This is a genomic window from Moorella sp. E308F, from assembly GCF_006538365.1.
Lineage (GTDB): Bacteria > Bacillota > DSM-521 > Neomoorellales > Neomoorellaceae > Neomoorella.
Genome location: NZ_BJKN01000004.1, coordinates 65,841 through 79,644 on the forward strand (window position 1 = coordinate 65,841; position 13,804 = coordinate 79,644).

The following is a 13,804-nucleotide window of genomic DNA, read 5'->3' on the forward strand; positions in this document are numbered from 1 at the left end:
ATCGTCAGTATCTAGCTAAAGAGCAAGACCAGTTTAACATGAAGTGTATTAATATTGTCCAGGATGTATGCCGTGATTGTTTGCGGTTTCAGGCTCATCAATGTGCCGCCTGGAAAGTGTTGAATGGAGTAGATCAGGAAATAAAATTAATTAAATGTCCTAAAAAAGTAATTTAGGGGGATCAAAATGGATATATTAAAGAACATTAAAGTTCCAACAGGGAATATACTAATCGTCCAAGGAGAGAAAGGACAATTAGAGTGTTTATCTTTAGGTGATTATGGCAAAGATGTGAATTTGAAGGCTGATTTTTTGGGGCTTACACGGGAAATTGAAAAAGTGAAGCATCAAAAGTTGTTACCTTTAACTGAGAAGTGGGTAATCACTATTAGTACACAATATGGGTGTTCGATGAATTGTCTCTTCTGTGATGTGCCCAAAGTAGGTAAGGGGATAAATGCTACTTATGAAGATTTAAAAGGACAAATTATAGCTGGTTTATCTTTACATCCTGAAGTTACTTGTACTAAAAGGCTAAATGTTCATTATGCTAGAATGGGAGAACCGACTTGGAACAAGAATGTGTTAACTTTTACTAGAAATATGCGTAAAGAACTGTGTCCGTATATTGGAAGAAGTTTAATTCATCCTGTTGTGTCTACTATGTTGCCCAAAAACAATAAAAACCTCATGGAATTTCTTGCGAACTGGATGGAAATTAAAAACTATGATTTTCGTGGAAACGCAGGGTTACAATTTTCTATTAATTCTACTTCAGATCAAGAACGGGCATATATGTTTAATAATAATTCTTTAACCTTAGATGCTATTTCTGAGATAGGCAAAGACCTAGATTTTCCCAGGGGAAGAAAAATAACCTTGAATTTTGCTGTAGCTGAATATGAAATAAATGCAGAGAAGTTAAGAGATCTATTTAGTCCTAAAAAGTTCTTAGTTAAATTAACTCCAATGCACAAAACTAAAAACGCTTTAGAACGTGGTATCAAAACAAAAGGTGATTATACTACTTACTATCCATATCAGAAGATAGAAGAAGAACTTAAAAAAGTTGGTTTTGATGTTTTAGTATTTATAGCCAGTGAGTATGAAGATCTAGGACGGATAACCTGTGGTAATGCCATATTAAGTGGGACATTACCTGATTGTCCTTATGAAATAATATAAAATTAGGGGGAGAAGTTGGATTGAAGGTTTATCAATATAAAGCAACTGCCGCTACTAATTTTTCTCTTTTTAGTGATCCTAATGATATTATTGATGAGATGATGTTGGAAAATGAGTATGGTTTGGAAGTCAATGAAACTCTTATAGATATTCCTAAAGCTATCGAGGAAATAAAATCTCTAGAGGTAGGAGGCGTGTGGAGGCACCAGCTTTGTATAGTAAAATGTATAGAAATGGCTGAAGAGGATTATTATAAGTCGCCACAAAGAGGTGGTTTGAAGTGAGTTTAGATCGTTTTGCTTATGGCCCACCTGATCCTCAAAATGAGAAACCTATTGGATATTGTGATGCTTGTGGTGGCGAAATTTATAGGGGTGAGCAGGTATATGTGTCGCAAATGGGGGTATGTCATAGCACTATAAGTTGTTTGTCCGTCTTGCTTGATGTTTATTTAATGGATGCAGAGGATTGTTTTATGGAGGGAGTCTCATTATGGTGAATATAAAGCTGTTTCGTGATGGAGATATGTGGTGTGCTTTATTGGGGGAAGATTTGATGGAGGGGGTAGTTGGTTTTGGAAAAACTGCTTTGAAAGCACTAAAGGCTTTAGTGCAGGCAATAGAACTAACAGGGGTGGAGATAGAGTAATGGCGATACGATTTGAATTTAATGGTGTAAGATATAATAATGTGGTAGACTTATCAAAAGCATTACCTCCAATGACTTCAGTTTTAATAGGTTGGTATGATGGTGCTGAAATTCTTTGTGCTAATGCCGCTGGCCTTTGCTATGATACTAAAATAGAGTATGATTTTGATGGAGAGAATTATTTTTTACATGGGCGAGGGGTAAAAATACTTAAACATTGTATTGAATCTAAGCATAATACGGTGTTGGAGCATGGCACGGCAACCTTTTTGAAAAAAGTTCCTATTTTTGTAGCGCGGCAGGATTTACGAGCGCGGATAGCATCTTTTGATGAACGAAGTTTACGGTTTTGTAGGGCCGATGATGGTAGTTTAGAATATTATATTCCTGATTATTTGTCGGAAAAACGGATCAAGCAATTATATGCACGGAATGAGATGGATAAAGCGCATTTTCTTGAGCAGATGAGAAATGACTGGATTAGCTGGCATGAGAAAGCTAAAGAAATGTATTCTCATTATGCTGATAGTGAGCTACTGGAGATGCTGGACAGGGAAAGAGTTAGAGAAACGGTACGTGCCCTCCTTCCTTTAGGAATTAGTACGGTTTATCTAGACACTCGTAATTTATGGTCGTGGATACATCATGCTGAAAAACGCCTTTGTTTGCGGGCGCAAAAAGAAATACGGGAAATACGACAGCAGGAAATTAATCAGTTAAAGGAAGTGTTTCCGTCTATTTTTAAGTATGTAGATAAGCCTTGTTTTACACGAGGGGGGTGTCAGGAGGCTATTCCTTGTGGGAAAATAAAGTTAGATAGTAATAAGCAGGCTATAACTTCTTCCATAGAAGTGAATGAAAATAGTTAATAATAATAAATTTTTTGATAGTAATTTAGCCGATAATTTGTTCTTGACTTTACTAAAAAAGATGGTAGACTTTTAGTTAGGTGGGATATTTTTGGATCTGTTGGCTAGTTTACCAATCGACATAGAAGAGTTATTGTCAAATTTAAGGGATTACTGGTTAGCGAATCCTCAGTTTAATTATAACCCCAAGGCGTTGACTGGATTGAAGGAAAGTGGCGATAATATAATGTTTTGTTGTCCTTTCCATCCAGAAAATAGACCTTCCTGCGGTATTAAAGTTTCTTACCCGTATGTTTGGAACTGTTTCAGTTGCGGCAGTTCAGGTAATTTGCCACAACTAGTAGCGCACGTATTGAACTTTCCTTCTGAGTTTCAAGGTATGCAGTTTCTTGTAAAAAATTATTTTGTAACTTCTATGCATGAACGCCCTCCTTTGGACATAGAGTCTATATTAGACGGAAAAGAACTAGATAAAAAAAGTTCAATACCTGAAGAAGTAGTTTTTAAGTATGCCCAAAATAATCATCCTTATATGCTGAGGCGGGGTTTTAATACCAGGACTTTACGAAAATATGAAATAGGTTTTGATCCTGAAACGAATACTATTACTTTTCCTGTCCGTACTTCCAAGGGTGTAGTACGTTTTATTAAACGACGTTCTGTAGAAGGTAAAACTTTTTTAAATGCTAAAGGGGTTTACAAGAAAGATATTATTTATGGCTTATATTATCTTCTCCAAGCTCCAAAATCTATTCAGGAGATATACTTAACTGAATCGGAGACTGATACCTTAGCTTGTTATCAGGCTAAATTGCCAGCAGGTGCGGTCATGGGGCGCATTTTATTTGAAGAACAAGTAAAGGAGTTGATGAAAGCTGGTATCAGGGTAGTGAATTTATTTTTTGATAACGATGCACCAGGACTGGAGGCCATTAAGCAGGCTTATTCGTTAATAACGAAAATGTCACCCATTAGGTGTAAGGTAGTAGTTTATCCTGGTGGCTGGATTTACAACACAAATAAAGTTCTTTATAAAGATGCTAATGAACTTTTATTAGCAGGAAAAATAAAAGAGATAAAAACTGTGCCCTATGAAGCCTTGCAATATAATCAGGGAGGAAAGTTATGAACGTTAACGTGGCGTATAATAAAAAGTCTTCGCTTGATGAGTACCTTCTTAGGGCCAAGAGGGTAACGGAAGCAAAAGTGCGCGGGATTAATTTTGCAGGTATGGAAACAGACGATGTTATTCAGGAAGTTTTGTTAAAAGTTTACAGTAAGATGGCTGATTATGATAGTTCTAGGGCATCTATTCAAACGTTTATTGAAGCTATTATTAATAGCACTATTAAAGATTTATTCCGTAAAGCGGCTAGAGCTTCTAATTTAGCAGTTGTAAATGCTTTACAATTAGTAGAAGATACATCAGATGTTGAAGATGAAGTGTTAGCTTCAGTAGCTACTGTTGGTTATGAAGAAGAAGGTTATGATTATACAAACAGTTTTTATGACCTTATGAATAATACGGGATTAACAGAACGGGAAAAGGAAATTATAGAGTTAAGGTTAAAGGGTTATAGTTTTAGTGAGATAGCTAGAGCGTTGAAAGTTTCTTCGCCGCGTATTAACCAGATGTGGAAAAAAATAATTATTAAATGTGAGAAATTATATAAATGAGGGGTATGGAGAGGCTTAAAAATAAGCCTCTCTTTTTCGTATATGTACTTTGTCAGGGAAAAGAAATTTTAAGAAAGGAGTTTTGATGATGGCAGGCGTAATGAAGGGTTTAGATGCCGTAAGGGAAGCTATGACAAAGGGGGTGGAGTTGCTTAAATTGAAAAGCGGGGAAAGTAAAATTATTCGTATTCTTACCCCTGCTGATGAGATTATTTCCGTATACGAGCATACGGAGCAGTTTAATGGCTCTTGGCGTACTGTTACTTGCTTAGGTAAAAATGAGTGTCCGTTATGTCAAGCTGATAGGAGGCCATCTTATAAGGTTTATCTGGCGGTATTAGACCGTAGTGATGATAAGGTAAAACTTTTCAAGGCTTCTAAGAAAGTAGCAATGCAGTTATTGGGTCTTATTGAAGAGTATGGGGATCTTACTTCCAGGGACTATAAAATTTACAGGCAGGGCGAAAAATTGGATACGACCTATCAGTTTTTCCCGCGTGATCCTTCCCCTATTGATCTGTCTAAATATGAAATCCCAAATTATGAGGAAATGGTTCAACCCCTTACTAAGGAGCAAATTTTGGAATTAATGAATGGAAGTACAAATCTGGTAGAAGAAGATAGTGGAGATGCGGATGATGAGGATTATCCATTTTAAAGAGTGAGCCCCTAAAGGGGGCTCTTTTTGGAGGTGAGAAAATGAGTCCTAATGAAGAGATTGAGAAGGCCTTAGAGATAAGAGATGAGAAAATGGAGAAAAAAAGAAAGCGGACGGCGAAAAAAGAGAAGGCGAAACCTGTAAAGAAGTTAACGAAAAAAGAACAGCAGATAAGAGAAATAGCTAATAACACTGTTCTTCCAGATCATTATTTTACGATTTGGACAGAAGTTGATCTGCGAAAAATGGTAGGTTGGCTAAATGAGCAGGAGATTATAGCTGTAGATACAGAGACAATGGGTACTAATCCTTTTATTGATGAAATTGTGGGGATTTCTCTTTACGCTCCCCACCAGGGGTTTTATATTCCTCTTAAACACATAGAGGATATAAGAGATGCGCCAGTAGAAGAAGGCCAACAGGTGGGGGTGGATTATGTACGGTGTCTTCCTAAAAATGTGGTGACAGCGGCATTGAAGCCGTTATTGGAGGATAAAAGTAAAAAGTTTGTTCTTCACAATTGTAAATTTGACCAGCACATTCTTAGAAATTGGATGGGAATTAATCTCACGCCTTATTTTGATACTATGATTGCCCAGGCTTTGTTAGATGAAAACCAAAGTAAAAAGTTAAAAGATATGGCTACCTACTATTTAAAAATTCCCGCTGATCGTTTCAGCACTCTTTTTGGCAATGTAACTTTTGATAAAGTGCCGATAAAAATTAATCCCCACACTAGGACAGGTAATTTAGCTACTTATTATGCGGTAAAGGATACCGAACTTACTTATAAAATGTATGAATTTCAAATTAAAAACCTTAACCGTCCAAACCTAGAGCAAATAAAAAAGTTGTTTTTTGAAGTAGAAATGCCTTTCTCGCAAATAGTTTTAGAGGCCGAGCGGCGGGGAGTGCGGATGGATACGGAATACTTGGAAAACGTAGTTGCTAAGCAGTTATATGCTGAATTAGAAGAGTTAAGGCAGAAGATATGGCATTATACAGGGGAAATAAACCTCAAATCTCCTGCCCAATTAGCAGTAGCTCTTTATGATAGGCTTAAGCTCCCCAGGGTAAATACAAAGAAACCTAATTCAACAGATAAGAAAACCCTAAAGATGTTGAAGAAGGAACATGAAGTTATATCGCTGATTTTAGATTTTCGTAGTAAAGCCAAGTTGGTTGATGCTTTTGCAGATAAATTACCTAAAGCAGTTATTAACGGGCGAGTGCATACCTCATTTAATACAGTAGGGGCTCGTTCAGGTAGAATGTCAAGTAGTAACCCTAAACGAGATTGGGGCTTTGTGGCGTGAGCCACATTGAAAAATCGGGTTAATTCGGTGAAGCCCTAACGTAAAGTCGAGGGTAATACCGAGCCAAGCTAAGGATAGCCATTAGAAGTCCTTAGAAGGCGTAGAGACTAGGTGGTGCGTAGGCTAACAATAATCCACCCACGAAAGCCCGACACCTATCAAGCCAACCTAATTTCGCAGGAATAGAAACATTATTCCTGCGAGGTGTTAAAGAATGGATGAGGAAGTTTTATACAAATTATATATAGAAGAACGGAAATCGAGAAGAACTGTAGCTAAGGAGTTAGGAGTTTCTGAAGGAACAGTAAAACATTATCTTGAGAAATATGGTTTTTCAAAGAAAAAATTAGGGGTAAAACCTAAGTATGATGTTGAACATAAAGGGGTGACAAGATTATTAGCAAATAGAGATTGGTTATATGAAGAGTATTTAGTTAAAAGAAAAAGTGCCCAACAAATAGCAGATGAGTTAGGAGTAAAATATGGAAGAGTTGATCGATGGATTGCTAAACATGGTTTTTATGGTAAAAAGACATACCTAAACTCTTGTGACGAAACTAAGTTTAATTATAAAAATCCCATATTCTGTTATTATGCTGGGTATGTTGCAACAGATGGTTATGTGGATAAAAATACACCAAGAGTATCTATTCGTTCAAACGATGTGTGTGCTAAGGGTTTGTTTGAGAATTTGGCTAACTATTTTAAGTTCACAGGAGAGGTTAGACAGTATGGTAAGAGTTACGATTTAACAATATCGTCTCCTAAATTAATCCAGGAATTATATAATCATTTTAAAATAACTCCAGCAAAAACTAAAACCCTGGAATTTCCCGATAGTTTTTATAACGAAGTTTGTGAGCGAATGTTTTGTAGGGGATTAGTTGATGGAGATGGTAATATAAAAAATAATGGGGATTTTAGATTTTATTGTGGTTCTGAAGCATTTATAGATAGATTTATTGATTTTTTAAATAAAAAGTTTAATTGGTGTATAAACAAGACCTATGTAAGAAAAATATATCCTGGTTTTACCCTTACAAAAAGTAAAGCTAAACTGTTCCTTAATTGGTGTTATTGTGGTTATAATTCCTTTCTCCTTAGTAGAAAGTATGAAAAATTTCTTTTGGTATGTGCTTGATAGGTGAAGATATAGTCCGACACCCCCCGAAAGGGGGGAGGTGGTTTAAACGGCCACCGTAACAGATTGAATCTACAACAAATCCCCGCTAAAGTCGGGGGATTGATCCGAAATGCCTTTATTGCTGATGAGGGACGGTTGTTAGCTAGTATTGATTTTAGCCAGCAGGAATTGCGAGTATTAGCTCACGTTTCACGGGATAAAGTGTTGCTTGATGCTTATAAAAATGGCCGTGATATTCATAGTACGACTGCTGTCAGCATTTGGAATCGTAAACATCCTGATGATCCAGTGACTTATGATGATTTTGAATATCGGCGAAAAATGACCGAGCTATTTCAGGATGCTGATGGAAATTTAGTAGATGAAAAGTTTAGCGTAGAACACATTCAAGAATTGTTGGCGGCGGGAAAGATAAGAACTGATGACCCAAAAATCCTTAGAAAAGATGCTGAGTTAGGGATACAGTATGAGAAAGTCAGGAAAGATTCAAAGATGGTCAACTTTGGGATCATATATGGTATCTCAGAAAAAGGGTTGGCTGATAACCTGGAGATTACTGAAGAAGAAGCTAAGGAATATATAAAGAGTTATTTTGAGGCTTATCCTGGAGTGAAGAAGTGGATAGAAGAAAAACATAAAGAAATTTTAAAGCAGAAATATACTACAACTCTTTTAGGGCGTAAGCGTCGAGTTTATCCTGAAATTAATTCGGGCGATAGTTGGAAAATACAACGTGGTTTAAGACAGGGTGTTAATAGCATTATTCAAGGTAGTTCTGCTGATATGGTAAAACTGGCGAGTATTAAACTACAACCTTTACTTAAAGAGCTTGATGCTCATATTGTTTTATGGATACACGATGAAATCGTATTTGATGTACCTGAAAATATTGGGATGGAGAATTTACAACGAATAGCTGATATTATGTGTAACGCTCTACCTTTGGACTGTGGCATGAAATCTGATATTGAGGTGGGGCGTAAGTGGGGACAAAAGCTATCAGAAGATGATATTAGACATTTATTTGAGGAAGATGAAGAGACAGATGAGGAGGAAGAAGAATAATGGGTTTAGCAAGTTTAGCTAGAAAAGTTAAACAAGAAATGAAAGAACAAAATAAATCTTATGAAGAACGTTTTTTAGAGACTGTAGATCAGTTTATTGTTCAATCCCGTGGAGGAGAAAAACATTCTTTATTAGCTTTTCATCCTTCTTCTTTCTATAAATGTGGGCGGGCTGTTTATTATGAATTGAAAGGGTTTCCCAAGAAGGAAAAGATATATGCACGCAGTCAACGTATTCTAGAAGTCGGCACCGCCCTCCATGAATGGGTACAAAGAAAAGTTTTTATGCAGATGGATTTACTCCCTGATGCTCCTATTAAACTTATTCCTGTTAAAGAGTTACCTCCTTATGGGAAGGAGGGTATAGAGTTTATTACTGATCATGCCGCCCCCGATATGGAGATAAAGTTTATAGATAGTAGATGGACGTTAAAGTTTCCTATTTCGGGGATGGTGGATGGAGCATTACATTTTATGGATAGAGATTTTATTTTTGAATTTAAGACCATTAATCCTAATGACTTTGAGTATTTAAATGCACCCCTTAAAGAACATTTAAAGCAAGGTGCTTTATATTGTTTATGCTTAAATTTACCAGTGATGTTTGTTTACTTTTGTAAAGGCACTCAAAACTGGAAGGCTTTTTTCCAGGAATATAATAATGACCAAATAAATTGGGTTAAGAACAGGTTAAGCGAGATTGAAAATTGTGTTTTAAGTTCTAGTCTTCCACCGCCTGAAAAGAATAGTCGCGCTTGTAGTTTTTGTGGTTATAAATCTTATTGTGATAAAGAAATTGCTGTTGCCGCTTAAATATGACCCTACTTACTTCGTATAAGTTAAGTGAGGAAGGGCTTAAAGCTCTCAAAATACAAAAGGGGGAATCATAAATGCAAAAAGCAAACACAGTAATGGAGAATGTGTTGGAATTGGTTAAAGTTTTCCCGCATGTAGTTGAAAACTACAATAGTCTAGTAAGCTATTATTGGGAAGTATTTGATGGAATAACAACTTTAGATGATTGTGTTAAGGCGACACCAGCGGAAAGTATTACTCGTAATTTTAGACGATTGGTTGCTAATGGTATGATACAACTACCTCAGCATATCCAAGAAATACGGAAAGAAAAAGAAAGAGAATATCGGAGCGAATTTGCGGCTTTGGTGTAGACATGACAGATAAACTTTGGAAGAAATTTGAAAGGTGGGTGGGGGCCTCTATTTTTGATGGGGCTAAAAGAAATCCAGGATCGGGAGCTACCAATCGTCAGGATGATGGTACAGAACGTCCTGGTGATGTTATCCACCCACTCTATCAAATTGAGTGTAAGGTTTATAAGTCGATAGCAATTTTCCGTTGGTGGGACAAATTGAAAAAAGAAGCTGAAGCTCTAAAGAAGATACCTGTTTTAGTGATGCGGGAAAAAGGAGACGCCCAAGATACTTTAGTTGCGATACACTGGACTTTTTTTAAGGAACTGAAGGCGGCTTGGGAAAAACAGCAGGGGGTGAAATCATGAAAATAAAGTTAACTAGGTTGGTTAGTGCTATAGCCTTATTAGTTGTTTTAAACACTTCAGTATTATTTTTTCACGACTGGACTCCTGTACTAGCTTTAGTATTAACGTTACCTATTCTTTTACCTCTCGATTTACCGTACAAAATTCGTTTTGTGGACATTTACTTATTATATTTAGTGAGTATGATTTATACTACGTTGGTATTTCAAGGGAGGTAGTTATGGATAGAGCAGATATTGAACAAGGTATTCATGAAATGCTCTCTATCAAAGAGACTACTAAAAATAAGTTAAAGAAAGCTGGTTTGTTTATCCCTACCCGCCCCGATACAGTGGTACATGGGGTAGACCTCTATAGTGAATGGGAGGCTTTAAAACGGCGATATGGAGGCATAGCCAATATTCCTCATGAAGAATTGGGAGAGTATTTAGATCGCTGGACAGCCATGATTTCATACACTCGTTGGGTGGAGGCGGTGGCTGATTTAGAACAAGCCACCGCCCGTGAAATACGAGATACTATTAGAAAGCAGTTATATACCCTCCAGGAAGGGGGGCGGGAGATAAGAGATGCAATGGTTTACACTGAACCTCTTTATCAAGAATGGGAAAGAAAATATACAGAGGCTTTAGCTTTGTATATTCAGGTTAAGGCATTACGAGAAGGATATGAGCAGAGGGCTACGGCTATTTCTCGTGAAATAACTCGACGTGGAACTGATATGCTGGATGTTCGTAGATCAATAAATCGAGGCCAGGTTAGTTAGGAGGAAATAAAGGTGCCTGATTTCTTAGTTCGAGAGTTATTGATTATTATATTTAGTTTTTATGCTTTCACAATGTTGGCGACAGTTGTAGTGTTTTTAGGCATTTGGTGGGCAAAAAAGAAATTAAACTTATGGATAACACCACCTGGATTACCAAATCAAATTAAAAGGGGAGATGATAATTATGGTTAATAATGAGTTGTTTGAGCAGGCTAAAAAGGATATAGAAGAAATAATAACTAGTGGTAAATATAGTCTTGAAGAGGTATTAGCGTATTTATATTACAAACAAGTTCTAATTGACCGTTTCTTTACGGTACTTATGGAGGTAGTCGAAGATGGAAATGATACCTCCTCAGACTAATTTTGAGGAATTTGTGGAGAAAGAATTTATAAAGTTTCTTCAGGAACATAACCTTGAAAGTGGTAGTATTTCTGACGGACGAGGACGAAAGGCTTCTGTAAAACGAGATAAATATGGTTTCTTTTCAGTTAAATATACAACCGTCAAGGAGAATTTATGATGGATAATCTTAATATTTTACTGGCGAGTATAAGAAAAGAATTTGGGCCACAAGCAATCTTTCTTTTAGGAGAAAATGAGAGGTTTACTGATATTAAAGTACGTTCTTCAGGGTCGATTATGTTAGATTTAGCCCTTGGGGGTGGCTATCCGCACGGGCGGTTAGTAGAATTTAGTGGGCCTCCAAAATCAGGAAAAACTACTTTGCTTAATATAGCTATAGCCGAGGCCCAACAAGCGGAACCTGATAAGTATTGTGCTGTAATTGATTTGGAGTATGCTTTTAATCCTGAATGGGCCGCCACCCTGGGGGTAAATTTAAATAAACTCTTTTTCAGTCAGCCTGATACTTATGCAGAGAAAGTATTTGCTTTAATTGAATATCTCCTGAAAACAGGGGAGTTTAGTATTATAGGGTTAGATAGTGTGGCAGGATTAATCCCTAAAAGTGAGTTTGAAGAGCATGATTGGGATAAAGAAGGGCGGGTAGGAGGAGCCTCTAAAGTTAATTCAATGGCTGTTAGGCGGCTAGTTAATTCAGGACTTTTGGCGGCTTCAGGAACAACACTTATTTTTATTAATCAAATACGAGATAAAATAGGGAGCTTTTCTCCTTATGGTACCCCCACTACGACAGTAGGGGGCCACGCCCTGCAACATGCTTATACTCAACAGCTTAGTGTGTCGATAGGACAGTATTTTACGAAAGGGTCAGGGGCGGCGAAAGAATATTTAGGTCAACAAATAGCTGTAAAAATTAATAAGAATAAAATTGCACCTCCCTTTCGTACTGCGATTTTAGATATATATTATGAGCATGGTTTGGATAAATTAATGGAATTAGTTAATGTAGCTAAAGAATTGAATGTTTTATTTGGTACTTCTTGGTTAAAGTTTATTGATCCCCGTACAGGTGAAGTATTTACCGATAAAGATGGTAATGATATTAAATTCCAAGGAGTGGCAAAAGCGCGAGAAGCCTTGGTTAATGATTTAGAACAAAACAATGGAGAACTTTATATGAAAATATATAATCTTGTTCAAGAGATAATTAGGGGATGAGTTTATGGATTGGACGGTAACAGGGGTAGCTACCGCTATATGCTTGGCGGTGGTAGCTATTGTTTTAGGTTGGTTTGAATATGATAAAGCTAAGGTGCATAAGTTGGCCTTGGAAAGGCGATTGGATTGGATGTTGCAGGATAATAGAGATGATTTGATAAATACTGTGGCACTTTTGTTGGCGCAAAAGATTTGGGAACAAGCACAAAAGGAGATTAAAAATAATGGCTACTGAAAGACAGCGTAAATCTAAAATACAAGAGAGAAGGATTACTAAAAGCCTTGCGGAATTGGGCCAGGAAGCGAAGCGGCAGGTAGCTTCAGGAGCTTTATGGTTTGCTAAAAGCGATGTGGTATCAGAAATATTCCAGGTGGAGTGTAAAACAAAAATTAAACCTTCTAAATCCATTACTCTCCAGAAAGTTTGGTTTGATAAAATATATAAAGAGGCGTTACAGGCAGGTAAAATACCTGCCGTTGTTATCTCTTTTGGTGATGGAGAGGATTATTTCTGTATAAGGGCAAAAGATTTGTATTCTCTCTTAGCAAAGGAGGCACCTACGAATGGTTAATTTTCCTTTTGGAATACTGGTTATGGGTTTAGGTAAACCTACCCCGCCTGAAGGTATGGTTTTTTATAATTATGATGATGAATTTGATGTTGGTTTGACGGTAAAAGAGAAAATGATGTTGTTTGGATCTGTATTAAAAAATACAGGTGTAGTGCTTGTTAATTTACAAAAAGTGGATCTGTCTATAGAAGAAATCCTGATTTTGCAGATGGCCTATACTAATAATATCCCCATCCTGGGGGTGGGGGAGCATCCCTCTAATAAATTTTTAGAGGAAATAGTGACTAGAAAGTTTAAAACTTATGAGGAGACTATTGAACATATAATAACGCATTATATATTGTAGGTGAGGTTTATGGGAGTACCTGTTATAGTGGGTGGGTTTAATGAGTTGTCTACTATTGATACTGATGGCATTGCCTTCAGTATTTTTTTCCAGGGGTGTCGGCGGCGATGCCCTGGGTGCCATAATCCCGAACTCCAGCCTTTTGAAGGAGGGCAACAATTAAATACGGAAGATATAATTACCAAGATTACTAAACACTTGGATTGGTATGATGCTGTATGTTTTTTAGGTGGAGAGCCCCTAGAACAGCCTGAAGCATTAACAGACCTTTTAGATAAGTCAAAAGACTTGGGATTAGAACGCTGGTTATACACGGGTTATGAAGTTAAAGATATTCCAGCAAAGATATATAATCTTTGTTCTGTTATTGTGGCGGGAGAATTTAGACAGGATTTATTTACAGGTGGTTTTCCTGCCTCATTGAATCAAATGGTTATAGACAGGAGGGTTTAGAA

General features: G+C 36.9%; 23 protein-coding genes. All 23 read left to right on the top strand.

Going from position 1 to position 13,804, the window contains the following annotated elements; all coding sequences use genetic code 11:
* Positions 1 to 186 precede the first annotated feature (186 nt).
* The 23 genes from E308F_RS15255 to E308F_RS15360 all read left to right on the top strand — a co-directional run bounded on the left by E308F_RS15255 (position 187) and on the right by E308F_RS15360 (position 13,802).
* Complete coding sequence (locus tag E308F_RS15255) at positions 187 to 1,185, top strand: Fe-S-oxidoreductase (protein ID WP_141265777.1); 999 nt, start codon at positions 187 to 189, stop codon at positions 1,183 to 1,185.
* 20 nt (positions 1,186 to 1,205) lie between these two features.
* The gene (locus E308F_RS15260) at positions 1,206 to 1,469 is read left to right on the top strand and encodes a hypothetical protein (protein WP_141265778.1); all 264 of its coding nucleotides are present in this window, start codon (positions 1,206 to 1,208) and stop codon (positions 1,467 to 1,469) included.
* A complete protein-coding gene (locus E308F_RS15265) occupies positions 1,466 to 1,684 on the top strand; it encodes a hypothetical protein (protein ID WP_141265779.1) in 219 nt (72 codons plus the stop codon). The genes E308F_RS15260 and E308F_RS15265 overlap by 4 nt, the downstream gene beginning before the upstream one ends.
* The gene (locus E308F_RS16035; protein WP_172613987.1) at positions 1,678 to 1,833 is read left to right on the top strand and encodes a hypothetical protein; all 156 of its coding nucleotides are present in this window, start codon (positions 1,678 to 1,680) and stop codon (positions 1,831 to 1,833) included. The genes E308F_RS15265 and E308F_RS16035 overlap by 7 nt, the downstream gene beginning before the upstream one ends.
* Positions 1,833 to 2,702, top strand: coding sequence for an FAD-dependent thymidylate synthase (thyX, locus tag E308F_RS15270; protein WP_141265780.1), 870 nt, complete (start codon positions 1,833 to 1,835; stop codon positions 2,700 to 2,702). Before E308F_RS16035 ends, thyX begins: the two co-directional genes overlap by 1 nt.
* A gap of 91 nt (positions 2,703 to 2,793) precedes the next feature.
* Positions 2,794 to 3,831 (top strand): CHC2 zinc finger domain-containing protein, encoded by a 1,038-nt coding sequence (locus tag E308F_RS15275; protein WP_141265781.1) that lies wholly within the window; start codon positions 2,794 to 2,796, stop codon positions 3,829 to 3,831.
* On the top strand, positions 3,828 to 4,379 hold the full coding sequence (locus E308F_RS15280) for a sigma-70 family RNA polymerase sigma factor (RefSeq protein ID WP_141265782.1): 552 nt from the start codon (positions 3,828 to 3,830) through the stop codon (positions 4,377 to 4,379). The genes E308F_RS15275 and E308F_RS15280 overlap by 4 nt, the downstream gene beginning before the upstream one ends.
* A gap of 82 nt (positions 4,380 to 4,461) precedes the next feature.
* A complete protein-coding gene (locus E308F_RS15285) occupies positions 4,462 to 5,037 on the top strand; it encodes a hypothetical protein (protein WP_216364576.1) in 576 nt (191 codons plus the stop codon).
* Positions 5,038 to 5,078: 41 nt separating this feature from the next.
* Positions 5,079 to 6,353, top strand: a complete 1,275-nt coding sequence (locus tag E308F_RS15290; protein WP_141265784.1) for a DNA polymerase — start codon at positions 5,079 to 5,081, stop codon at positions 6,351 to 6,353.
* Positions 6,354 to 6,567: 214 nt separating this feature from the next.
* Positions 6,568 to 7,494, top strand: coding sequence for a hypothetical protein (locus tag E308F_RS15295; RefSeq protein ID WP_141265785.1), 927 nt, complete (start codon positions 6,568 to 6,570; stop codon positions 7,492 to 7,494).
* A 66-nt stretch (positions 7,495 to 7,560) separates the two neighbouring features.
* Complete coding sequence (locus E308F_RS15300) at positions 7,561 to 8,562, top strand: DNA polymerase A family protein (protein WP_141265786.1); 1,002 nt, start codon at positions 7,561 to 7,563, stop codon at positions 8,560 to 8,562.
* Positions 8,562 to 9,374, top strand: coding sequence for a hypothetical protein (locus tag E308F_RS15305; RefSeq protein WP_141265787.1), 813 nt, complete (start codon positions 8,562 to 8,564; stop codon positions 9,372 to 9,374). Before E308F_RS15300 ends, E308F_RS15305 begins: the two co-directional genes overlap by 1 nt.
* A 77-nt stretch (positions 9,375 to 9,451) precedes the next feature.
* Positions 9,452 to 9,730 (top strand): hypothetical protein, encoded by a 279-nt coding sequence (locus E308F_RS15310; RefSeq protein WP_141265788.1) that lies wholly within the window; start codon positions 9,452 to 9,454, stop codon positions 9,728 to 9,730.
* A 2-nt stretch (positions 9,731 to 9,732) separates the two neighbouring features.
* Positions 9,733 to 10,080, top strand: coding sequence for a putative PDDEXK endonuclease (locus tag E308F_RS15315; RefSeq protein ID WP_141265789.1), 348 nt, complete (start codon positions 9,733 to 9,735; stop codon positions 10,078 to 10,080).
* Between the two features lie 220 nt (positions 10,081 to 10,300).
* Positions 10,301 to 10,846, top strand: a complete 546-nt coding sequence (locus tag E308F_RS15320; protein ID WP_141265790.1) for a hypothetical protein — start codon at positions 10,301 to 10,303, stop codon at positions 10,844 to 10,846.
* Between the two features lie 12 nt (positions 10,847 to 10,858).
* Entirely contained in the window at positions 10,859 to 11,038 is a 180-nt protein-coding gene (locus tag E308F_RS15325; protein WP_141265791.1) for a hypothetical protein, read from the top strand.
* Positions 11,031 to 11,210 (top strand): hypothetical protein, encoded by a 180-nt coding sequence (locus E308F_RS15330; protein ID WP_141265792.1) that lies wholly within the window; start codon positions 11,031 to 11,033, stop codon positions 11,208 to 11,210. Before E308F_RS15325 ends, E308F_RS15330 begins: the two co-directional genes overlap by 8 nt.
* On the top strand, positions 11,185 to 11,370 hold the full coding sequence (locus tag E308F_RS15335) for a hypothetical protein (RefSeq protein WP_141265793.1): 186 nt from the start codon (positions 11,185 to 11,187) through the stop codon (positions 11,368 to 11,370). The genes E308F_RS15330 and E308F_RS15335 overlap by 26 nt, the downstream gene beginning before the upstream one ends.
* A complete protein-coding gene (locus E308F_RS15340) occupies positions 11,367 to 12,431 on the top strand; it encodes a recombinase RecA (RefSeq protein WP_141265794.1) in 1,065 nt (354 codons plus the stop codon). The genes E308F_RS15335 and E308F_RS15340 overlap by 4 nt, the downstream gene beginning before the upstream one ends.
* Before the next feature lie 4 nt (positions 12,432 to 12,435).
* The gene (locus E308F_RS15345; RefSeq protein ID WP_141265795.1) at positions 12,436 to 12,666 is read left to right on the top strand and encodes a hypothetical protein; all 231 of its coding nucleotides are present in this window, start codon (positions 12,436 to 12,438) and stop codon (positions 12,664 to 12,666) included.
* Complete coding sequence (locus tag E308F_RS15350) at positions 12,656 to 13,003, top strand: putative PDDEXK endonuclease (protein WP_141265796.1); 348 nt, start codon at positions 12,656 to 12,658, stop codon at positions 13,001 to 13,003. The genes E308F_RS15345 and E308F_RS15350 overlap by 11 nt, the downstream gene beginning before the upstream one ends.
* Positions 12,996 to 13,349, top strand: coding sequence for a hypothetical protein (locus E308F_RS15355; protein WP_141265797.1), 354 nt, complete (start codon positions 12,996 to 12,998; stop codon positions 13,347 to 13,349). Before E308F_RS15350 ends, E308F_RS15355 begins: the two co-directional genes overlap by 8 nt.
* Before the next feature lie 45 nt (positions 13,350 to 13,394).
* Positions 13,395 to 13,802, top strand: coding sequence for a 4Fe-4S single cluster domain-containing protein (locus tag E308F_RS15360; protein ID WP_216364577.1), 408 nt, complete (start codon positions 13,395 to 13,397; stop codon positions 13,800 to 13,802).
* Positions 13,803 to 13,804 lie beyond the last annotated feature (2 nt).